Genomic DNA, 21652 nt, shown 5'->3' on the forward strand with positions numbered 1-21652 from the left:
ACCTCGTTTCGTCACAATCTGGGGCCAACTCCCGATGCCGGGGGATGTCGCTGATCCATACGGTTCAACCCGACATCCCCCGAACATCACACAGGAGCCTCGTTTCCGATGAGCACCCAGACCCTGCACGACTTCACCCTCAACCTGCTGAGCGACCTGGACGCCCGCGAGGCGTTCCAGCTGGACCCGCAGGGCGTGCTCGAGGCCGCCGGTCTGGGCGACATCACCCCCGGCGAGATCCAGGAGATCCTGCCGCTGGTCCTCGACACCGCGTCCGTCGCGAAGGTCGACGCGCTCGACGACGTGCTCGCGCACACCGGTGACATCACCGCCGCCGACCAGCTCAAGTTCGTGACCGGCAACCTCGGTGGCATCACCTCGATCACCGACGTCGCCTCCGCGCCGACCGCGGTCACCGCGCTGGTCAGCGACTTCGGCAACGTGGGCGACGTGGCCAACACCCTCGACGTGGTCTCCACCGTCACGGACGTGGCCCAGGACAACTCCGTCCTCACCTCGGTGACCGACGTCGCCGGCGTGCAGGACGTCGTGAACACGGACGTGCTGGTCAAGGACCTCGACACCGACGTGCTCGTGAAGGACGTCGTGGACACCGACGTGCTCGTCAAGGACACCGACGTGCTGGTCAAGGACGTCGCGAACCTCGACGCCACGCACGTCGTGGACGTGACCGACAACGTCGTGCAGGACGTGGCGCAGGTCGGCGACATCCACCACTCCGTCGGCCAGGTCGTGGGCGACCTCAACGTCGGTGACCTGGACCTGCTCGACGGCGGTGTCGGCAACGGCAACGACCTGAACATCCACTTCTGAGCCGTCGGGTAGTCACACCGGCGGTGCACGGGGTGGGACGACGGCGGGCGCCTGCTGCTCTGCCCCCGAGCGCGGCGCCTGCTTCGTCCCCTGAAGCCCGGGAACACCCTCCCGCGGTACTCGCACCGGACCGGCCGCACAGCGGCTGGCGGGCCGCACAGCGGCTTGTCCGGGGTGAGACGCGGACGAGCTCCGGACCGCGGCGGTCCGGAGCTCGTCCGTCTGCGTCGACGACCGCGGTCTTCGACCGGGTTCGCGGCGGCTTGATCTTTTTCCCAGGTTTTCCCAGTCGGGCTCTGCACTCACGCCCGGTGGTACAAAGTGTCCAGTCCGCGTTCCATCGCTTGGCGGACAACGCGGAGGTCCACTCGGGACCCGTGCTCACCACCGGTGTCCACCAGGCGCCACACGTCGGCCGGTTCCACTCCGGCCGGCAGGTCCAGGTACCACGAGAACCCGGCCGGACGCGGTGGGGCGCCCGCCTCGACGAGGTAGGAGTTCACGAAGGCGTCGGCGATCTCCTGGTCGGGGTGCACCGGAGCCGGGGTGCGCACGACCCGGCGCGGGCCGGCGACCCACGCCAGCAGGAGCTGATATCCGTTGTCGGGCAACGGGAGCAGCCTTCTGCCCTGCAACGCCACCACGCGGTCCGGTGGCGCGGAGGAGATCTCTTCCGGCTCCGCGTCGACGATGAGGAACAGGTTCCAGTCGCTCACGCGGCGAAGTGTGTCAGGAGCTGACGGTCTCGCTCAGCGACTCCCGCTCGGCGGCGGCCCACTTGTCCACGTCCAGCGCGGGCTTGCCGACGTTGAGCAGCCGCGCGACGCGCGAACGCAGCGCCACGAAGGCCTCGTCGGTCCGCGTCGTCACCTGGTCGCGCTCGGCGGGCAAGGGAACCTCCAGGTCGGCCACGAGGCGTGCGGGAGAGCCGGAGAGGACCAGGATGCGGTCACCCAGGTACACCGACTCGTCGATGTCGTGCGTGACGACCAGAACGGTCGTGTCGTGCTCACGCCGGACGCGCAGCAGCAGGTCCTCCAGCTCGAACCGGGTCTGCGCGTCCACGGAGGCGAACGGTTCGTCCATCAGCAACAGTGACGGCCGGTACGCCAGCGCCCGTGCGATCGCCACCCGCTGCTGCATGCCGCCGGAGAGCTGCCACGGCCGCTTCTTCGCGGCCTTGCCCAGCCCGACCCACTCCAGTGCCTCCGCCGCACGCGTCCTGCGCTCGGCGCGCGGCAGCGTCCGCAGCGGGAACTCGACGTTGCCCTGCACGGTCAGCCACGGGAACAGCGACCGCGAGTAGTCCTGGAACACGACCGCGAGGTGCGAGCCCTTCAGGGACACGTCACCGCGCGACGGTGCGATGAGACCGGAGATGGTGCGCAGCAAGGTCGACTTGCCACAGCCGGAAGGTCCGACCACGCACACCAGCTCACCGGCTCGCACGGTGAACGAGAGGCCGCCGATGGCCTCGTAGTCGCCGTAGGTGTGGCCTAGGTCAGCCACCTCAAGCATGTTGCTCATCCCGACTCCTCGGTTGCCACGCCAACGCCCTGCGTTCCACCGCGAGCAACGCGGTGTTGAGTCCGTAGCCGAGCACGCCCAGCAGGACGATGCCGGCCCACATGCGCGTGTAGTCGAACTCGCGCTGTGCCTGCATGAGTTGCGATCCGATGCCGTTGTCGGTGCCCACCAGCTCGGAGATCACCATCAGCACCAGCGAAAGGGAGAGCGAGACCCGCAGGCCCGCGAAGATCTTCGGAGAGGCCGCGGGCAGCACGACGCCCAGCACCCACTGCCAGCGCGGAATCCGGAAGACCGCCGAAGTGTCCACTTTGGTCACGTCGACCGACCGCGCGCCGTCCACGCTGTTGAGCAGCACCGGCCAGACCACGCCGAACACGATCGTCGCCAGCTGCATCGACGTGCCCGCCTTGAACAGCAGCAGGAACACCGGCACCAGCGCGGGCGGCGGGATCGAGCGCAGGAACACCAGCAGCGGCCCCGCGTACTCCATCGCCCGGTCGGACCGGCCGAGCAGCAGTCCCAGCGACACGCCGATCACGCTGGCGATCGCCCAGCCCGACAGCAGCCGCACCACCGACGGCACGACGTGCCCGGTGAAGTTCTCCGGTTCGAGCACCCACCACTCGTAGGCGGCGACCAGGATCTGCGAGGGCGGCGGGAAGAACGGGTCGTCGGCCAGCCAGCCCAGCAGCTGCCACACGGCGACAAGACCGGCGAACACGGTCCACCGCTGCAAAAATCGGTTCACCAGGCCACCCACCGGCGCCGCACGCGCTCAAGACCGTTGTTGAGCAGGACACCGATCACGCCCGCCACGACCGTGCCGACCAGCACCTGGTCCATCCGGCCCGGCCCGCTGCGGGCTTCCATGATGAAGTAGCCGAGGCCGACCTCGCCGCCCGCCATGAGCTCCACGCTCACCATCACGACCAGCGCCGTCGTGGCCGCGAGCCGGATTCCGGTGAGGACGAACGGCAGCGCGCTCGGCAGCGCCACGCGGAACAGCACACCGACCCGGCCGGTGCCGAAGACCCGCGCCGTCTCGACCTGGAGCGGGTCCAGCTCGTCGAGCGCGTAGATGGTGTTGAACAGGATCGGCCACAGTGCCGCGTAGACCGCGAGCGTGATCTTCGTTTCCGGGCCGAAGCCCAGGATGACCAGCGCGAGCGGAATCAGTGCCACGGAAGGGATCGGGCGCAGGAACTCGATGACGGCGCGGGTCGCGTGCCGCACGGCGGGAATGCTGCCGAGCACGAGTCCACTCGGCACCGCGATGGCGATCGCCAGCACGACGGCGATCAGCAACGCCAGCACCGTCGCGACGACGTGGCCGAGGAACACCGGGTCGATCAGCTGCGCGATGAGTTCACCGAACACGACGGACGGTGGCGGTAGCGCTTCGGCCGGGATGAGGGGGGAACGTCCTAACAGCTCCCAGAGCGCGAGGAACCCGGCGATGCCCAGGAGTCCCCTTGTGAACGCACGCACTCGGTCACCCTAGAGAGTGGATCACCCAATCACAATGCGTACCGGCTCAACTCCGGGTTGTTTCCCGCACACGGGCGGCAGTCAGCAGACCTCCACGCGCTCCGCTTCGCCGAAGCTCTTCGCCCATTCGGAGTCCGTGAGCCGTGCGCGCCCTTCCGAGCACATCTCACGCCTGATGCGACCGGCGTCGAGCTCGTAGGTCAGCAGCTGCGGATCGGTGCCGCCGCTGCGGACGAGGAAGTCGTCGTGCGCCGGCCGGTAGGTGGCGTGGACCGAGCCGCCGTGCCCGGTGACCGAGGCGAGCCGGTCGGGTTGCCGGCCGCCGGGGTAGAGCCGGTACACCTCGAAGGTCTGGCCGCGGACGACGGCGACGCGGTCGTCGGTGCCGAACGTGACCCACGCGCCGCTGGGCACCGCGGTCGACAGCGTGGCGGTGGGCACCGGGGTCCCGCCGGGCACCAGCTGCCAGACCTCGACGGTCGACTCCGGGGTGTGCTCGCCGGCGAGCCAGCGGCCGTCGGGGCTGTAGGTGAGCTTGTTGACCAGTCCGGGCCGCACCAGCGGCTGCGCGGCCGGCTCCAGCGTCCTGCCGATCCGCCACTGGCTGATCGTGGTCGTGCCGCCGGACCTGTCCTGCAACGCGGTGGCGAGCTCGCGGCCGTCCGCGCTCAGCCCGACGCCGTCCGGGCTGCGCATCGGCATCTGGACCTCCTCCGGCGCCTGGCCGTTCGCGAGGTCGAGCAGGACGGCGCGGCCGCGCGTGTTCGGGTTCAGCAGGCCGGGGTCCGCGTTGTCGTGGTAGCCGACGACCCGTGAGCCGTCCGCGCTGAGGTCCTGCGCGCGGAAGCCGGCCGGGAGCGGGTAGAGGAGGGTCATCCTGGTGTGGTCGGTGACCGACCACAGGTACTGCCGGCCGCTGGGGTCCTGCGTGATCGCGCGGCGTTCGGCGAGGTGCGTGACCTGGTGGCCGGCCGGGAACCGCTCCCCCGGCACCGGGTCGACCTCGCCGAGGCGCCACATCCGGTCGGTGCCGTCGCTGTCGCGCACCGCGGCCAGCTCGCCGCGCGGCGCGGTGAGCACCTTGGCGTTGTCGGCGGGCGTGCCGGTGAACCCGATCCTGCGGGTCCAGGCGTTGGCCAGCCGCAGGATCCGCTCCGCGTCCTGCGACGGCGCGACCTTGTACCCGACCAGGGCGAACTTGTCGGCGAACGGCTTGCCCTGCTCCATCAACGCCGTCGACTCGGCCATCGCCTGCCGCCCGAACGCCTCGTCGGTGAGCTGGGTGATGCGCTGCTCGTTGGTGAGCGCGTAGATGACGCTGCCGGGCACGAGCGCCGCGAGCACGGCCGCGACCGAGATCAGCGCCACCGAGCGGCGGGTCTCGCGCCGGGCGCTCAGCTCGACGAACCGGCGTTCCGGCGTCGTGAGGAAGTCGCCCAGCTCGCGGGCCTTGCGCAACCGGGCACCGCGGTAGAGGGCGCCGGGGTCGCGGTCGCTCGACTCCCACAGCTCGATCGCGGTGACGAGCTGCTGGTGCGTGCGGAGGTTCTCGTGCTCCTCCTCGATCCACCCGCGCAGCCGCGGCCAGCGCAGCACCGCGTCGTGGACGAGCTCGACGCCGTGCTCGCCGAGGACGACGAGCCGGGTGGCTGCGAGCAGGTCGAGCAGGCGTGGTTCGAGGTCGAGCTCGCACGTCTTGCGCTGCGGGACCCCGTTGCGCTGCACGGAGACCAGCCGCAGGAACACCTTGCGGACCGCCTGCCGGTCGTCCTCGCCCAGCGCCGCGTAGAACGTCTCGGCGGCCTGCGCCACGACGTGCTCGACGCCGCCGGACTCCTCGTAACCGGCGAGCGACAGCGTCATGCCGCGCTTGCGCCGCCACGTCTCGATCAGCGCCTGGGACACGAACGGCAGCGCGGGCCGACCGGCCGCGTCCGCTACCAGCCGCGCGACGAGGGCCGTCTCGACCGACACGCCGAGCTGGGCGGCGGGTTCGGTGACCGCGCGGCGCAGCTCCTCCGCGGTCATCGGCTCGATGGTGACCTCGTTGCCGGGCAGGACCTGCGCGAGCACGGGGTGGTCGTGGCAGCGCTGCCGGAAGTCGGCGCGGACCGCGACCACGACGTGCGGGCAGCGGGTCAGCGCGGTGACGAGGTCGTCGTGCCCGAGCGCCTTCTCGAAGTCGTCGACGAGCAGGACGAGCTCCGGGCAGTGCTGCCGGACCCGCAGCCGCAGGTGGTCGGGGTCGGCCGCGAGCTCGGCGGCGAGCTGCTCGCGGGTGGTGCCGAAGAGGCCGGCGAGCGCGGCGGCCAGCGCGTCGAGCGGGCGGTCGCCGGGGGTGATGACGACGGCGTGGCCGAGGGCGGGCAGCAGACCGGCTTCGAGCAGGGAGGTGCGGCCGGAACCGGAGGGCCCGACCACCGCGGTGAACGGCCGCGGCGTCGCCAGCACCCGTTCGACGACGGCCTCGCGACCGAAGAACCGCTTGGCGTCCTTCTCGTGGAACGGCGCGGCGCCGACGTACGGCGCGCTGGGCTGCAACGGGGAGACCTGCTCGGCGGCCAGCTCGCGCCAGCGCTTCGTCCACTCCCTGGGGTCGCCCTCGCAGGCCCGCACGAACGCCAGCGTCAGCGCGAGTGACGGCAGCTTGCGCCCACCGGCCGCGTCCGACAGCGCCGTGGGCGAGTAGTTCGCCAGGCGCGCGAGCTCGCGGTAGCTCGGTTTGCCCGCCTGGTCGCGAAGTCTGCGCAGGTCACCGGCGAACCGCAGCAGGGCCGTGTCCTCCGGCCCCAGCGGTCGTTCCCCTCGTGGCATGCCGCCTCCCGGCCGGATTGTCCACCAACGGTTCGCCTGGCGTCCAACACCACGCTAACCGCTCGCGAACCGGATGTTCGCGGACGCGCGAACGTCACACGAACGAGACTCCAGACCGTCACCACCGGGTAGCTCCCGGTCGCCGCGCGCCCCGGTTCCGCTGTCCTCTGGTGAGCCGCTCACGGTCGTTGCGGTGGGTGGTCGAAAACGCCGCCCACCGCTAAACCCTTGTTAACACCACGTTGTCCACTGGCGCGGGACGAAGCCGGACAACGAGATCGTCCCTAGATTCGAGGGTGCCGGGCGGGGAACCGGCATCGACGAGGGAGATCCTGACGTGTCCATTGACTCGACGACGGCACCAGACGCACCGGCCAGGATGGTCTGCGAGATGGCGCGCGGCGTGCACGTGACGTGGCCGGGCGAACCGCTGCGCTTCATCCCGGAGGGCACCCGCTTCTTCGTCGAGGCGTGGGTGGGCGACGGCTGGTACCGCGGGCGGCTGCGCGACGACCCCAGGCCGATGCACGTGAACGCGAGCTGCCTGGGCCTGCCCTGCGGCGACTGACCCGCCGCCGGCACACCGGCGTGCTCAGCACACCGGCCGTTGCGCGATGTCCGGGAAGTAGGTCATCCACTCCTGGGCGGACAACGCCGCGTAGCCGCGGCACTGGTCCCTGACCACCTGGCCGAGGTCGGTGCGCAACGGCCAGACGGTCTCGCCGCGGACCACCACGGCGAACTCGTCCGTCGCGGGCCAGTGGTCGACGGCGGTGACGTCCTCCGGGAAGTCCTCGAACGCGGCGATCCGCTCCGGCCGGTACTGCCGCGTCAGGTCCCAGACGTGCGCGCTGCGGTCCGACGCGACCAGCACGCGGCGGCTGTCGGCGGAGAACTCGACCATGGTCGTGTCGTTGGCCGACGGCAGCGGGAAGTTCGCCCACCGCGACGGGCGGGCCGGGTCGGAGACGTCCCAGACCTGGGCGGTGGCCAGGTTCGAGCCGACCTGGACGAGGAACCGGCCGTCGCGGCTGAACTCGTAGGCGGTCGGCCAGACGCCCATCACCGTCTGGCTCATCAACCGTGCCTCACCGCCGTCGAGCCGCCACAGCTCCCAGAAGCCGTCGAGCCCCTTCACGACGAGCGTGCGGCCGTCCGGGGACAGCCGCACGCCGATCGCCTCCCGGTCGCCGGGCACGGCGACCTCGCGCCAGCTGCCGCCGTCGCGCAGCCACACCTTCGGCGCCCGTCCCCTGCGGGCGTCGGGCACGAGGTCGGCGAGCACGTCCAGGCTGCCGTTCGCGGTGGCGGTGAACCCGGAGACGGGCAGGTCGGCGAGCTTGCGCGGGTGGGCGGGGTCGGTGACGTCGAGCAGTTCGGCGCCCTGGCCACCGGACACGATCACGCGCTGGTCGTCGTCGCTCATGCGCAGCGGACGGCCGGGCAGGGTCAGGTCCGGCTCGGTCCGGTTCGCCCGCACGTCCCACAGCTCCGTGCCCGCGCCGTCGGTGCCGCGCACGTAGAACCGGCCGCCGACCACCTTGTCGAAGCGGGCCGTGGCTCCCGGTGTGGCCGACAGGTCCCGGCGGCGCATGAGCGCGTCGGCGCTGAGCAGGACGTCACGGCTCTCGGCGGTCGCCGCCACCCGGTACGCGGCGAGGGCGACGCGGATCGCGCGGCCCTGTTCCAGGTCGCCGGAGTTGAGCAGCCACCTGGCCTGGGCGGCGGCGGCCGCGGCGACGGCGGCCTCGCTGCGGTCCGCCGCCTCCTCCGACTTGCTCACCGCGAACACCACCGTGCCCGCGAGCAGCACCACCAGCACCGCCAGCACGATGACGACCATGCGCGCGAGCCGGCCGCGGCGCCGGTCGTCCGCCTGGCTCGCGCGCAGGAACGCGCGTTCGGGCGCGGTGAGCGAGTCCGCGTCCAGCTCGGCGGCCTGGGCCAGCCGGGCGCCCTTGTAGAGGACGTCGCGGTCGTGGCCGTCCCAGTCGGCGGCGGCCTCGGTGAGCTGGTGGTGCACGCGCAGGGTGTTGCGGCTGGCGGCGACCCAGTCGCGCAGCCGCGGCCACGAGCGGATGAGCGCCTCGTGGGTGAGCTCGGCGTGCTGCGCGGACAGCGTGACCAGGCGTGCGGTGGCGAGCCGGTCGAGCACCGAGGCGTCGAGGCCGTCGCGCAGGGCTCTGCGCTTGGTGTCCTCGGTGCCCTCGCCGGGCGCGATGAGCCGCAGGAAGATCTGCCGCGCGGTCCGCTGCCGGGCCGGGGAGAGCTCCGCGTACACCGACTCGGCGGTGCGGGCGATGGCGTGCTCGACGCCGCCGACCTCCTCGTAGCCGGCCAGCGTGAGGGTCATGCCGCGGCGCCGGTGCCACGTCTCGGCCAGCGCGTGCTGCACGAGCGGCAACGCGGCCGCCTCACCCGCGACGTCCGCGATCAGCCGGGTGACCAGCGCGTTCTCGACGGTGGCACCGACGTGCCGCGCGGGTTCGGTGATGGCGCGGCGCAGCTCGTCGGCGGTCATCGGGCCGACCAGGAACTGACCGCCCTCCAGCGCCTCGACCAGCTCGGGGTGGCGGCCGACGTGGCCGTAGAAGTCCGCGCGGACGCCGATGACGACGTGCGGCGCCCGGACCAGGGCCTGGACGAACCAGTCCCGCTCCTGCGGCCCGGCGAGGGTGAAGACCTCCTCGAACTGGTCGACCACGAGCACGAGGCGCCGGTCGTGCTGCTCGACCAGCAGCCCCAGCGCCGCCGGGTCGGCCAGGTCCGCGCGCACGGCCACCGCGGACCCGCCGGTGAGCCGGGCGAGCCGGACCGCGCACTCGTCGACCGGGCGCACGCCGGGGGTGAGCACCAGCGCGTGGTCCAGCCGCGGCAGCAGGCCCGCGCGCAGCAGCGACGACTTGCCGGAGCCCGACGCGCCGAACACGCCGACGAACGAGCGACGTGCGACGAGGGCGGCGAGCTTCGCGGTCAGCTGCTCGCGGCCGAAGAACCGGTCGGCGTCCTCCCGCTGGAACGCCTGCAGCCCCACGTACGGCGCCACCCCGGCCGGTTTCGGCGGCGCGGCGATGGTCCGCCAGCGCTGCTCCCACTCGGCGACGTCACCCCCGCACGCCTTGACGTAGGCGAGGGCGACGGCCAGCGAGGGCAGCTTCCGGCCGCCCGCCGCGTCGGACAGCGTGGCGGCCGAGTAGTGCGCCCGCGCGGCGAGCGCGCGGTAGGCCGGCTTGCCCGCCTCGTCCCGCAGCCTGCGCAGGTCGGCGGCGAAGCGGCCCAGTTCGGTGTCGACGGCCTCAAGGGGCCGTTCCGCACGTGGCATGTGGTCTCCCCCTGTGACCACAGGTGTACACCGTGTGGTTCACCGGGGAGACCGGAACTCCCGACGTTGTTCCGCTCAGAGACCGACGAGCTTGTAGAGGCTGCCGACTTCCTGCCGGTTCAGCACCCGCATCGAGCCGGGCCGCTGGTTGCCGAGCAGAACCTCGCCGACCGCGGTGCGCACCAGCGACTCGACCGGGTAGCCGACGTGCTCCATCAGCCGGCGCACGATGTGCTTGCGCCCCTCGTGCACGACGATCTCGACCAGCGCCTTGCCCGGCACCGCCGTGACCAGCTTGAACGAGTCGACCTTGACGGGCCCGTCGTCGAGCTCGACCCCGGCCTTGAGCTTCTTGCCCAGGCCGCGCTCGACCGGGCCGGGCACCTCGGCGAGGTAGGTCTTCTTGACGTTGTAGCTCGGGTGCATCAGCCGGTGCGCCAGCTCGCCGTCGTTGGTGAGCAGCAGCAGCCCCTCGGTCTCGGCGTCGAGCCGGCCGACGTGGAACAGCCGCTCCTTGCGGTTGCGCACCAGGTCACCGACACACGGCCGGCCCAGGTCGTCCTCCATGGTGGAGAGGATCCCGTAGGGCTTGTTCAGCGCGATCGTGACGACGTCCTCGCGGATCTGCACCCGCACGCCGTCGACGTGCACGATCGCCGTCTCGGGGTCGATCCGGCGCCCCTGCTCGCGCACCACCTTGCCGTCGACCTGCACACGGCCCTGGTCGATCAGCTCCTCCGAAGCGCGGCGCGAGGCGATCCCCGCCTGCGCCAGCACCTTCTGCAGGCGCACGCCCTCGTTCTCAGACATCGTCGATCGCATCCACTTCGGGCAGCAGCGGGGCGATTGGCGGCAGGTCGCGCAACGACGACAGCCCCAACCGCTCCAGGAACAGTTCGGTCGTCCGGTACAGGATCCCACCCGTGTCGCTGTCGGTGCCCGTCTCCTCGATGAGCCCCCGCGCGACCAGGGTGCGGATCACACCGTCCACGTTGACGCCACGCACCGCCGCAATCCGCGCCCTCGTCACAGGCTGCCGGTAGGCGATCACCGCAAGCGTCTCCAGCGCCGCGCGCGTGAGCTTCGCGCGCTGGCCGTCGAGCAACAGCTTCTCCACGAACGGGGCGAACCGGTCCCGCGTGTAGAACCGCCAGCCGTCTCCCGCCCTGCGCAGGTCGATGCCACTGCCGGACTCGGTGTACCGGCTGCTGATCCTACGCAGCGCCTGCTTGATTCGCTTAATCGGCTGCTCGAGAGCACTGCTGAGCTGGTCCTCCGCGATCGGGCTGTCGACCACGAGGAGCACGGACTCGAGCGCGCCGTCCAGCTCGGCGTCGTCGGTGAGGTCGGGGAGACCGGAGTCCTCGATCTGCTCCTCGGGGGTGGTGGAGAGGAGCTGGGTCTCGAGGGTGGCGGCGTCCTGGGAGTCGCCGGGCCCGGCCTCGGCGGCGGGTGCGGCTCCGGGCTCGGGAGCAGCGCCCGGCTGGGGCGCGGGGGCCGCCTCGGGCGCGGAGCCCGGCTCGATCGTTGCCCTGGACGCCTTGGCACGGGGCTTGGCGGCGGCACGCTTGGTGGCGGCCGGACGCTTGGCCCCGGCAGGCCCGGTCTCGGCAGGCCCGGTCTCGGCTGCGGGGGTCGGCACGGCCGCTTCGGCGGGCGCGGTCCTCCACTTGGCGGCCAGCGCGGCAGCGGCAGCGTCGTACTCGGCGGCCTCCTGCCCGGCCGAGGTGCCGGCGCCTCCGCGGTTGTCCACAGGCGCGCCAGCTGACGTGCCGTTTTCGTCGGTGCCGGCCGATAGAATGGAAACCGGGGGGACCCCCGCGGCCTTGGGCTTGATTGTGCGGGCAGCGGCCTCCGTTGCCTCGCCTTCGGCAACGTCAGCCGCGCCACCATCAGCCAGGTCTCGCACGGCAGCACCAGCCGCAGCACCCTGGCCCGCGCCGCCTTCGGCACCGTCACCGGCGGCCACATCTCCCTCGGCACCTCCGGGCGCGGCACCCTCCGCTGCGGCAACCCCGGCCGCGTCTCCCCCGGCCACATCTCCCCCGGCCACATCTCCCCCGGCCACATCTCCCCCGGCCACATCTCCCCCGGCCACGTCTCCCGAGGCACCGTCGAACGCCGGCCCCGGCCGTTCGACCTCCGCCGCGTCCGGCCCGACCACTGGGTCGCTCATGCGTAGTCCTCGTCCTCGTCGCCGACCGGCACCGCGGCCTGCGCTTCCTGCAACGTCCCGCCGACCCACGTCACCCGCAGCGGCCCGAGCGGGTCCTCCTGCTCGAAGGCGAGCGACTTCTCCCGGTACAGCTCCAGCAGTGCCAGGAAGCGGGCGACGACCTGCATCGTCTCGGTGCAGTCGGCGACGATCTCGGTGAACGTCGCCGTGCCGCGCTCGACCAGGAACGTGCGCAGCTCGTCGGCGGTCTCGCGGATCGACACGCGGTGCTGGTGGACGTGCGCGGTCGACAGGGTGCGTGTGGGTTTCGGGCGGAACGAGGCCGCGGCGATCAGGGCGAACCGGTCGGGGGTGACGCCGAGCATCACCTCGGGCAGCAGGCCCTCGAAGCGCGGTTCCAGCGACACCGAGCGCGGGTAGCGGCGGAAGGCGCCCTGTTCCAGCTCGGCGAACAGGGCGGCGACCTGCTTGTAGGCGCGGTACTGCAGCAGGCGCGCGAACAGCAGGTCGCGGGCCTCCAGCAGGGCCAGGTCGTCCTCGTCCTCGACGTCACCGGCGGGCAGCAGGCGGGCCGCCTTCAGGTCGAGCAGGGTCGCGGCGATCACCAGGAACTCGGTGGTCTCGTCGAGGTCCCACGAGTCGCCCATGGCGCGGATGTGCGCGATGAAGTCGTCGGTGACCTGGTGCAGGGCCACCTCGGTCACGTCCAGGGTGTGCTGCGAGATGAGCTGCAGCAGCAGGTCGAACGGACCTTCGAAGTTCGTCAGCCTGACCTTGAACTTGCCATCGTCCTGAACAGCAACCTCAGCCGGTACTTCCTCGGTCACCGCTCGCGCAACCTGCGTACCAGCAACGAGGCGTCGCCCTGCGTTTCGAGGTCGTCCAGCACGATCGCGATCGCCTCGCGCACCACGCGGCCGCGGTCGACGGCCAGGCCGTGTGCGGCGCGCAGCGACAGGCGGGCCTGTTCCAGGGCGAGCAGCTCCTCGTCGGAGACGTACACCGTGATCTTCGTGGTGTGCTTGGTGCGGCCGGAGCCACGGCGTTGCTGCGGCGCGTCGGCCGTGCCGGGCACCTCGTCGGGCGCGGGGGCGGCAGCGGTCACCCGGAACAGCTCGGCCGCGCCCGGCAGTGAGGGGCGACGGGTCACCGGGCGATCACCTCTCGGGCCAGCGCGCGGTAGGCGTTGGCGCCGGACGAGCGCGGGGCCCACCGGGTGATCGGCTCACCGGCCACGGTGGTCTCCGGGAAGCGCACCGTGCGGTTGATGACCGAGTCGAACACGATGTCGCCGAACGCCTCCACGACGCGGGCCATGACCTCGCGCGAGTGCAGGGTGCGGGGGTCGTACATCGTGGCGAGGATGCCGGTGATGGTGAGCTTGGGGTTCAACCGTTCCTTGACCTTCTCGATGGTGTCGATGAGCAGCGCGACCCCGCGCAGCGAGAAGAACTCGCACTCCAGCGGGATCAGCACTCCGTCCGCGGCCGCGAGGGCGTTCACCGTGAGCAGGCCGAGCGAGGGCTGGCAGTCGACCAGCACGTAGTCGTAGTGGTCGATGACGGGGCGAAGGGTGCGCACGAGCGTGTGTTCGCGGCCCACCTCGGACACGAGCTGGATCTCGGCCGCCGACAGGTCGATGTTGCTCGGCAGCAGGTCCATCTCGTCGACCATGGTCTTGCGGATCACGTCGGGAACGGCGGTGTGGTTCTCCATGATGACGTTGTAGATCGTGGTTTCCAGCTGGTGCGGGTGCACGCCGAGGCCCACCGACAGCGCGCCCTGCGGGTCGAAGTCGACGAGCAGCACCCGTCTGCCGTACTCGGCCAGCGCGGCGCCCAGGTTGATGGTCGTCGTCGTCTTGCCGACGCCGCCCTTCTGGTTGCAGATCGCGAGGATCTTCGCGGGGCCGTGGTGCAGCAACGGCGGCGGGTCGGAGATGTGGCGGCGCTGGCGGCCGGTCGGGCCGATGCCGTCGACCTGCTCGTGAGCGACGTCGTCCACGGGTGCGGCGTGCGGGGCCAGGCTCAGGTCGGCACGGGGCGCGAAAGCGTGCTCCGGTGTCGACATGGCTGACGTTCCCTCACTGCTCGTAATCGTCTCTTCGGGCGCAGCCTAGGCCGCACCCGTTCGAGCGGCAACGCGCCTCGCCGGACGGGTGGAGGTCGGAAAATGTGCTGTTGGGGGTCGGGGCGCCGCTGTCAACCCTCGGTCACGCCGGAACATCCGAACGTGTACGGCGGTCGGCCGCTGTCAGGACCACGTCGAGCAGACCCGGGAACAGCAGGTCCAGGTCGTCACGGCGCAGCGACACCCAGCGCTGGTTGCCGCGGCACCGGGTCCGTGTGATGCCCGCTTCCCGCAGCACGCGCAGGTGCTGCGAGAGGGTCGACTTCGCGACGTCAACCTCGAAGGCCCCGCACAGCCTCTCCCCGCTCGACTGGATCTGGCGAACGACCGCGAGCCTGGTCGGGTCGCTCAGCGCGTGCAGCACAGCGGCTAGGTCAATGGCCTGTGGGGACGGCTCGTCCAAGTTCGGCACCCACCCACCGTACCCGTGGAAGCCTCATGTTCCAGTGGCCCGAGGGTGTGCAGTTGCGTAGACCTCCCTCAAAGTCGTAACGGTTACCAGTGTGTACACCTGAGTGGTCGTAACCGATGCGTGCCCGAGCAGTTCCTGCACCACCCGAACGTCCGCACCCCCTTCGAGCAGATGGGTGGCGAACGAATGCCGCAACGTGTGCGGGGACACCGCCGCGGTGATGCCCGCTTCCTCCGCGGCCGTCTTCAGCACGGTCCACGCGCTCTGCCGTGAAAGCCGCCCGCCGCGCGCGTTCAAGAACAACGCCGGCGTGCCACGGCCCTTGGCCGCCAAAGCGGGACGCGCGCGCACCAGGTACGCGTCCACCGCCGCCAACGCCGGACGCCCCACCGGCACAAGCCGTTGCTTGCCTCCCTTCCCGTCGAGCAGCACGGTCCGCTCGGCCGCGTCGATGTCGTCCACGTCGAGCCCGACCACCTCGGAAATTCGCGCTCCAGTGGAGTACAGCAGCTCCAGCAGGGCTTTGTCCCTGAGGTTTCCCACAGTGTTGAGCAAGGTCAGGACATCGTTGACGGGTAAGGCTTTCGGCAGTCTCTTCGGCGGTGATGGCGGGTGCACGGCCCGTGCGGCGTCATGGGGCACCACGCCTTCACGGTGTGCGAATCGATGAAGTCCGCGCACGGCAACCAATGTGCGCGCTGCGGACGAAGCGGCCAAACCGCTCTCCCGCAACGCCGCCAGGAACTCGCTGACGTGCAGCTCGGTCACCGCCGCCAGGTCGGTGATCCCGAGCGACTCCAGGTGCTCGGTGTAGCGGCGCAGGTCGCGGGTGTAGGAGTCCAGTGTGTTGCGCGCGGTACCACGTTCGACCGCCAGGTGGTGGAGGTAGCTCGCCACCAGGTCCGCTACCACGCGAGTCCTTCCAGCACGATCTCTCCGGCGCGCGCGTTGACACCCTTCGCCAACGCCGGATCATCTGCGACAGCACGGTCAAAACCCTTGTCCGCCAACGCGATCACGTACGGCAGTGTGACGTTCGTCAGCGCGTACGTCGACGTGTTCGGCACCGCGCCCGGCATGTTCGCGACGCAGTAGAACACCGAGTCGTGCACACGGTAGGTCGGGTCGTCGTGTGTCGTCGGCCGCGAGTCCTCGAAACAGCCGCCTTGATCGATCGCGATGTCCACGAGCACGCTCCCGGACCGCATCCGCGCCACCAGCTCGTTGCTGACGAGCTTCGGCGCGCGGGCCCCCGGCACCAGCACCGCGCCGATCACCAGGTCCGCCCAGCGGCAGGCCTTCTCGACCTCGTAGGCGTTGGACGCGATGGTCTGCAGGTGCCCGCGGTAGCTGAAGTCGATCTGCCGCAACCGGTTGACGTTGGTGTCGAGCACGACGACCTCGGCCTGCATGCCGACCGCCATCGTCGCCGCGTTCATGCCCGCCACGCCCGCGCCGATCACCACGACCTTGCCCGCCGCGACACCGGGAGCACCGCCGAGCAGCACGCCGCGGCCGCCCTGCGCGCGTTCCAGGCAGTGCGCGCCGACCTGCGCGGCCATCCGGCCCGCGATCTCGCTCATCGGCGCCAGCAACGGCAACGACCCGTCCGGCAGCTGCACGGTCTCGTACGCGATGGCCGTGATGCCGGAGTCCGCGATCGCCTGGGTGCACGCCGGCGAGGCCGCCAGGTGCAGGTAGGTGAAGAGGACCTGGTCCCGGCGCATCCGGTGGTGCTCGGGCTCGATCGGTTCCTTGACCTTCAGCACCAGGTCGGCCGTCGCCCACACCTCGTCGGCGGTGGCGGCGATGCGCGCTCCGGCCGCTGTGTACTCGTGGTCGGGGAACGACGACCCCGCTCCTGCCTCGTGCTCGATCACGACGTCGTGCCCGCGGCGGACCAGCTCGACCACCCCGGCGGGGGTGATGGCGACGCGGTACTCGTGGTTCTTGATCTCCTTTGGGACACCGACCAGCATCGTCGCAGCGTATTCCGCAACTCGATCTCCTGCATCGGATAACGTGCGCAGCCGTGTCACAACCTTTCGGGCCAGAGCAGCAGCGCATCGGCAACCAACAGCGCGAAGAGGCGATCACCGCGCTCAACGACCACTTCGCGCAAGCGCGGCTCGACATCACCGAGTACCAGGAACGGGTCAACCGCGCGTCGAACGCGCAGTCGTACGCGGAGCTCGCCGAGCTCTTCCGCGACCTGCCGCAGCCGCACCCGCCGTTCCTCGCGCCGCCGTCGGTGCCGTTCGCCGCCGTGCCGCCGCCGCAGGCCACACAGCCGTACGTGCCGCCGCAGCAGTACACGGGCCCGCAGCAGCAGTACACCGGCCAGCAGCCGTACACGGGTCAGCAGTACGCGCAGCCGCAGTACGCCACGCCGCCTCCTCCCGGTATGGCACCGGGCATGGGATACCCCGGCGCGCCCTACGGCTACGACCCGGTCACCGGCATCCCGTACTCGGACAAGTCGAAGGTCGCCGCGGGTGTGCTGCAGCTGTTCCTCGGCCACTTCGGTGTCGGCCGCTTCTACATGGGCGACACCGGGATCGCGGTCGCGCAGCTGCTGACCTGCGGTGGCTGCGGCATCTGGGCGCTGGTCGACGGGATCATCATCCTGGTCAACGGCGGCACGGACGCCGAGGGACGACCGCTGCGCGGCTGAGTCCGGTTCGACGGCGCGGGGCCACGGTCCTGCGCCGCTAGATCCCCGCCAGGTTGCGCCCGACGCCCCACACGAGCGCGAAGGCGAGCACCAGCCACGGCACCTGCTTGGGCAACTGCCGGCGTTGCCCGGTCCACGCCGTCCGGACCCACCGCGCGAACAACCACGCGGCGAGAGGCACGCCGACCACGAGCATCGCGGCGTTGAAGTGCCACGCGGCAACGACATCACCGTGCAGCAACGCGTGTGCCATGCGCGTCATGCCGCAGCCGGGGCAGTTCAGCCCGGTGAGCCAGTTGAACGGGCACCTGGGCAGCAGGTTGTCCGGCTGGTTCGGGTCGACGAACAGCAGCACGACGGCACCGGCGCCGCCGGCCGCGAGCACGCTGAGGGGCGCCCGCAACCTCCACAGGGCGCCCTTCAGCGTCTTCATCGCTCTTCCCTACTTCTTGCGCGCGGGGAACCGCGTGGGCTTGTCCCGGAACGGCGCGTCGGCGGGACGCGGTTCGGTGCGGCCCTCCAGCACCTCGCGGGCGGCGAGCAGCCCGGCGACGGAGGACGCGTTCACGATGTCACCGGCGAGCACCATGCGCACCGCCTCGGCGAGCGGGAAGCGGTGGACCTCCAGGTCCGCCTCCTCGTCGCCCTGGACGTCGCGGTCCACCTCGGAGAGCTCCCGCGCGAGGAAGACCCGCACGACCTCGTCGGTGAACCCCGGTGAGGCGGCGACGTCGACCAGGACGTGCCACGTGGCGGCGTCCAGGCCGACCTCCTCGGCCAGCTCGCGCCGGGCGCCGGCCACGGGCGGTTCGCCGTCGTGGTCGAGCAGACCGGCGGGCAGCTCCCACAGGTGCCTGCCGAGCGCGTGCCGGTACTGGTGGACCAGCGTGACCTGGCCCTCGTCGTCGACCGCGACCACGGCGACGGCGCCGGCGTGCTCGACGATCTCGCGCTTGGCGGTGCCGCCGCCGGGCATCTCGACCTCGTCGACGCGCAACGCCAGGATCTTGCCGACGTGCAGGTCCTCGCTGGAGACGGTGCGGAAGTCGTGCCGAGTGGTCACTTCGCGGCTCCCGCGGTGAGGGGGAGGCGGTCGGCCACCCGGTAGTCGATCGCGGCCTTCACGAACGCCGCGAACAGCGGGTGCGGCTTCGTCGGGCGGGACTTGAGCTCCGGGTGCGCCTGCGTGGCCGCGTAGAACGGGTGCACGTCGGCGGGGAGCTCGACGAACTCGACCAGGCGGCCGTCCGGCGAGGTGCCGGAGAAGACCAGGCCGGCGTCGGCCAGCTTGCCGCGGTAGGCGTTGTTGACCTCATAGCGGTGCCGGTGCCGCTCGGACACCTCGGTGGCGCCGTAGGCGTTCGCGACCACCGAGCCCGGCGTCAGCTGCGCGGGGTACGCGCCGAGCCGCATCGTGCCGCCCATGTCGCGCTGACCGGAGACGACGTCCTCCTGGTCGGCCATCGTGGAGATGACCGGCGAACCGCCCTCGTCGAACTCCGACGAGATCGCGTCCTCGATGCCCGCGAGGTTGCGCGCGGCCTCGATGACCATGCACTGCAGGCCCAGGCACAGGCCCAGCGTCGGCACACCGCGGGTGCGGGTGTGCTTCAGGGCGCCGATCTTGCCCTCGATGCCGCGCACGCCGAACCCACCGGGGATCAGCACCGCGTCCATGCCGGACAACGCCCGTGCCGCGCCCTCGGGCGTCTGGCACTCGTCGGACGGCACCCACTTGATCTCGACCTTCGCGTGGTGGGCGAACCCGCCGGCGCGCAGCGCCTCGGTGACCGAGAGGTAGGCGTCCGGCAGGTCGACGTACTTGCCGACCAGCGCGATCTTCACCGTCTCCGACGGGTTGTGCACGCGCTCGAGCAGGTCGCCCCACACCGTCCAGTCGACGTCGCGGAACGGCAGGTCGAGGCGGCGCACGACGTAGGCGTCCAAGCCCTCGGCGTGCAGCACCTTCGGGATGTCGTAGATCGACGGCGCGTCCACGGCGGCCACGACGGCGTCGGTGTCGACGTCGCACATCAGGCCGATCTTGCGCTTCAACGCGTCCGGGATCTCCCGGTCGGCGCGGCACACGATCGCGTCCGGCTGGATGCCGATGTTGCGCAGCGCCGCCACCGAGTGCTGGGTCGGCTTGGTCTTCAGCTCGCCGGACGGCGCCAGGTACGGCACCAGGCTGACGTGCAGGAAGAAGACGTTGTCGCGGCCGACGTCGTGGCGGACCTGGCGGCAGGCCTCCAGGAACGGCAGCGACTCGATGTCACCGACCGTGCCGCCGACCTCGGTGATGACCACGTCCGGGGTGACGCCGTCGGCGTCCGGCTCGGCCATCGCGCGGATGCGGCGCTTGATCTCGTCGGTGATGTGCGGGATCACCTGGACCGTGTCGCCCAGGTATTCGCCGCGCCGCTCCTTCGCGATCACCTCGGAGTACACCTGACCGGTGGTGACGTTGGCGTCGCCGCTCAGGTCCCGCGCGAGGAACCGCTCGTAGTGGCCGATGTCGAGGTCCGTCTCCGCGCCGTCGTCGGTCACGAAGACCTCGCCGTGCTGGAACGGGTTCATCGTGCCGGGGTCCACGTTGAGGTACGGGTCGAGCTTCTGCATCGTCACCCGCAGACCGCGCGAGGTCAGCAACTGACCGAGGCTCGACGCGGTGAGCCCCTTGCCCAGCGAGGAGGCGACGCCCCCTGTGACGAAGACGTGCTTGGTCGTACGTGCCTGCTGCACCAACGGGGCTCCCGTGAAAATCGTGGGGGAAAGTCCCCCGTCCACGGGCCCTAACGCTAACACGCCGCCGGTCACTCAGCGCACCACGACCCGGCAGATCACATCACCCGATCGGCCCAGCAGGTGGAACGGGCTCACGCCTGCCTGCGCGCCAGCAGCAGGCCGGAGCGGAACCGCTCACCCTCGTGCGGCTCCCGCGTCAGCCGCCCGGCCTCGGCGAACCCGTTGCGCCCCAGCAGATCCGCGAGCACGCCCGGTGACCACTCGTGGGCGGGGGCGACCCGGTGGTCGACCTCGCGCGGCAGCGGATCGTCACCGGCCAGGAACCCGAGCAGCAGGTGACCGCCCGGCGAAAGCACCCGATAGAACTCCTCGAACGCCATCGGCAGCTGCCGCGGTGGCAGGTGGATCGTCGAGAACAACGCGAGCACGCCGCCCAGCGAACCGTCGGCGAGGTCCAGCTCCAGCATCGACCCGACGTCGAACCGCACGTGCGGCTGGGCCGCGCGGGCCAGCGCGACCATCTCCGCGGACACGTCGATGCCGAACGCGTCTAGCCCGAGCGCGCGCACGTGCGCCGTGACGTGTCCGGGCCCGCAACCGATGTCGGCGACCGGTCCGGCGTCGTGGGCCAGCACGAGCTCGGCGAATGCGGCCAGCAGCGCGCGTTCCAGCGGCAGGGTCGCGAGCACGTCGCTGAACAGCTCGGCGTAGCGGACAGCGACGGCGTCGTAAGCGGCGGCGGTGTCGGCGGTGTCGGTCACGACCGGCAACCGTAGTCCGCCGCGGTACGGGATTCTCCGAACCACGCGCGGCCCGGCGCCCGATCGGGAATCGTGGGCGCGTGACCTTCGACGTGGTGGGAGCGGCGGCCAGGGCGGTGCGGAACCGCGCGGCCGCGTGGCGGTTCATCGAAGGGTTCGCGGCCGGGTGGGCCGAGCCGATCGAGGCGCAGGACGGCTGGAGCAACGCGGACCTCGACGCGGCCGAGGCACGGCTGGGTGTGCGGATCCCGGCGGCGTTGCGCGAGGCCTACGCGCTGTTCGGCAAGCGCCCCGACCTGACCAGCAACCAGGACCGGTTGCTGCTGCCCGCCGAGCTGCGGCTGGACGGCGACGTGCTGGTGTTCCGCCACGAGAACCAGTGGGTGGCGGCCTGGGGCACGACCGCGCGGGACGAGGACCCGGCGGTGCTGATCAAGCTCGACCTGGTCGACAAGTCCGAGGAGACGTGGGACCCGTGGCTGCCGCGGCTGTCCCAGGCGTGCGTGGAGCTGGTGCTGTCGGAGGCGTTGTTCCGCGACGGTGCCCAGACGGCCGACAGGGAGATGTCCGAGGCGGACATCTCCCTGCTGGAGAGCCAGTTCCGGCCGTTGCCGCTGCACAGCCCGAACTCCAGGTGGTTCGGCACCGACGACGTGCTCATCCGCGAGGACGACCGGCAGTGGCTGTGGGCCCGTGCCCGCACGCCGGAGGCGCTGGAGGAGCTGCTGGCGGTGCTGCCGGGCGACTGGACGACCGAGTACTGAGA

21 protein-coding genes and 1 pseudogene are annotated in these 21652 nt (G+C 71.3%); 4 read left to right on the top strand and 18 right to left on the bottom strand.

The genetic code is table 11. The annotated features are described in order from the left end of the window. Positions 1-108: 108 nt before the first annotated feature. Complete coding sequence (locus tag ADL03_RS29075) at positions 109-834, top strand: IniB N-terminal domain-containing protein (protein ID WP_053736738.1); 726 nt, start codon at positions 109-111, stop codon at positions 832-834. 302 nt (positions 835-1136) lie between these two features. Here ADL03_RS29075 and ADL03_RS47515 read toward each other — a convergent pair whose 3' ends face one another. The 5 genes from ADL03_RS47515 to ADL03_RS29100 form a co-directional block, all read right to left on the bottom strand. After that, positions 1137-1550 carry a DUF5956 family protein gene (locus ADL03_RS47515; RefSeq protein WP_053736739.1) on the bottom strand — a complete coding sequence of 138 codons (414 nt, stop codon included), beginning with the start codon at positions 1548-1550 and terminating at the stop codon, positions 1137-1139. 13 nt (positions 1551-1563) lie between these two features. Beyond that, complete coding sequence (locus ADL03_RS29085) at positions 1564-2361, bottom strand: ABC transporter ATP-binding protein (RefSeq protein WP_053736740.1); 798 nt, start codon at positions 2359-2361, stop codon at positions 1564-1566. Next, positions 2345-3112, bottom strand: coding sequence for an ABC transporter permease (locus ADL03_RS29090; RefSeq protein WP_053736794.1), 768 nt, complete (start codon positions 3110-3112; stop codon positions 2345-2347). The genes ADL03_RS29085 and ADL03_RS29090 overlap by 17 nt, the downstream gene beginning before the upstream one ends. Further along, the gene (locus ADL03_RS29095; protein ID WP_197288727.1) at positions 3109-3852 is read right to left on the bottom strand and encodes an ABC transporter permease; all 744 of its coding nucleotides are present in this window, start codon (positions 3850-3852) and stop codon (positions 3109-3111) included. The genes ADL03_RS29090 and ADL03_RS29095 overlap by 4 nt, the downstream gene beginning before the upstream one ends. Before the next feature lie 81 nt (positions 3853-3933). Then, positions 3934-6666, bottom strand: coding sequence for a helix-turn-helix domain-containing protein (locus ADL03_RS29100; protein ID WP_053736741.1), 2733 nt, complete (start codon positions 6664-6666; stop codon positions 3934-3936). A gap of 337 nt (positions 6667-7003) precedes the next feature. On the opposite strand from ADL03_RS29100, the gene ADL03_RS29105 reads away from it, so the two are divergent. Continuing rightward, positions 7004-7234 carry a hypothetical protein gene (locus ADL03_RS29105; RefSeq protein WP_157529428.1) on the top strand — a complete coding sequence of 77 codons (231 nt, stop codon included), beginning with the start codon at positions 7004-7006 and terminating at the stop codon, positions 7232-7234. Positions 7235-7258: 24 nt separating this feature from the next. Here ADL03_RS29105 and ADL03_RS29110 read toward each other — a convergent pair whose 3' ends face one another. From ADL03_RS29110 to ald, 9 genes and pseudogenes are all read right to left on the bottom strand, one after another. After that, a complete protein-coding gene (locus ADL03_RS29110) occupies positions 7259-9988 on the bottom strand; it encodes a hypothetical protein (protein ID WP_053736743.1) in 2730 nt (909 codons plus the stop codon). Positions 9989-10063: 75 nt separating this feature from the next. Then, positions 10064-10909: a pseudouridine synthase gene (locus ADL03_RS29115; RefSeq protein ID WP_369809033.1), complete on the bottom strand. Its 846-nt coding sequence runs from the start codon at positions 10907-10909 to the stop codon at positions 10064-10066. After that, a pseudogene (scpB, locus tag ADL03_RS29120) lies at positions 10794-11357 on the bottom strand (SMC-Scp complex subunit ScpB); the annotation flags it as partial. The pseudogene scpB and the gene ADL03_RS29115, both read right to left, overlap by 116 nt. Positions 11358-12160: 803 nt before the next feature. Beyond that, positions 12161-12991 carry a ScpA family protein gene (locus ADL03_RS29125; RefSeq protein ID WP_053736745.1) on the bottom strand — a complete coding sequence of 277 codons (831 nt, stop codon included), beginning with the start codon at positions 12989-12991 and terminating at the stop codon, positions 12161-12163. After that, a complete protein-coding gene (locus tag ADL03_RS29130) occupies positions 12988-13314 on the bottom strand; it encodes a hypothetical protein (protein WP_053736746.1) in 327 nt (108 codons plus the stop codon). The genes ADL03_RS29125 and ADL03_RS29130 overlap by 4 nt, the downstream gene beginning before the upstream one ends. Next, on the bottom strand, positions 13311-14234 hold the full coding sequence (locus tag ADL03_RS29135) for a ParA family protein (protein WP_053736747.1): 924 nt from the start codon (positions 14232-14234) through the stop codon (positions 13311-13313). Before ADL03_RS29135 ends, ADL03_RS29130 begins: the two co-directional genes overlap by 4 nt. Before the next feature lie 142 nt (positions 14235-14376). Continuing rightward, entirely contained in the window at positions 14377-14706 is a 330-nt protein-coding gene (locus ADL03_RS29140) for a helix-turn-helix transcriptional regulator (protein WP_053736748.1), read from the bottom strand. 24 nt (positions 14707-14730) lie between these two features. Further along, positions 14731-15618, bottom strand: coding sequence for a site-specific tyrosine recombinase XerD (xerD, locus tag ADL03_RS29145; RefSeq protein ID WP_157529430.1), 888 nt, complete (start codon positions 15616-15618; stop codon positions 14731-14733). Further along, the gene (ald, locus tag ADL03_RS29150; RefSeq protein ID WP_053736749.1) at positions 15612-16685 is read right to left on the bottom strand and encodes an alanine dehydrogenase; all 1074 of its coding nucleotides are present in this window, start codon (positions 16683-16685) and stop codon (positions 15612-15614) included. Before ald ends, xerD begins: the two co-directional genes overlap by 7 nt. 53 nt (positions 16686-16738) lie before the next feature. Between ald and ADL03_RS29155 the strand changes: the two genes are divergently transcribed. Continuing rightward, entirely contained in the window at positions 16739-17380 is a 642-nt protein-coding gene (locus tag ADL03_RS29155; protein ID WP_053736750.1) for an NINE protein, read from the top strand. Between the two features lie 37 nt (positions 17381-17417). Here ADL03_RS29155 and ADL03_RS29160 read toward each other — a convergent pair whose 3' ends face one another. From ADL03_RS29160 to ADL03_RS29175, 4 genes are all read right to left on the bottom strand, one after another. Beyond that, positions 17418-17813, bottom strand: coding sequence for a DUF2752 domain-containing protein (locus ADL03_RS29160; protein ID WP_053736751.1), 396 nt, complete (start codon positions 17811-17813; stop codon positions 17418-17420). Between the two features lie 9 nt (positions 17814-17822). Beyond that, positions 17823-18443 carry an NUDIX domain-containing protein gene (locus ADL03_RS29165; RefSeq protein ID WP_053736752.1) on the bottom strand — a complete coding sequence of 207 codons (621 nt, stop codon included), beginning with the start codon at positions 18441-18443 and terminating at the stop codon, positions 17823-17825. Next, positions 18440-20122, bottom strand: coding sequence for a CTP synthase (locus ADL03_RS29170; protein WP_053736753.1), 1683 nt, complete (start codon positions 20120-20122; stop codon positions 18440-18442). Before ADL03_RS29170 ends, ADL03_RS29165 begins: the two co-directional genes overlap by 4 nt. 134 nt (positions 20123-20256) lie before the next feature. Continuing rightward, a complete protein-coding gene (locus tag ADL03_RS29175) occupies positions 20257-20886 on the bottom strand; it encodes a class I SAM-dependent methyltransferase (protein WP_053736798.1) in 630 nt (209 codons plus the stop codon). A gap of 80 nt (positions 20887-20966) precedes the next feature. Between ADL03_RS29175 and ADL03_RS29180 the strand changes: the two genes are divergently transcribed. Further along, the gene (locus tag ADL03_RS29180; protein WP_053736754.1) at positions 20967-21650 is read left to right on the top strand and encodes a hypothetical protein; all 684 of its coding nucleotides are present in this window, start codon (positions 20967-20969) and stop codon (positions 21648-21650) included. Positions 21651-21652: the final 2 nt, after the last annotated feature.

The organism is Nocardia sp. NRRL S-836 (assembly GCF_001279525.1).
Taxonomy (GTDB): Bacteria; Actinomycetota; Actinomycetes; order Mycobacteriales; family Pseudonocardiaceae; genus Lentzea.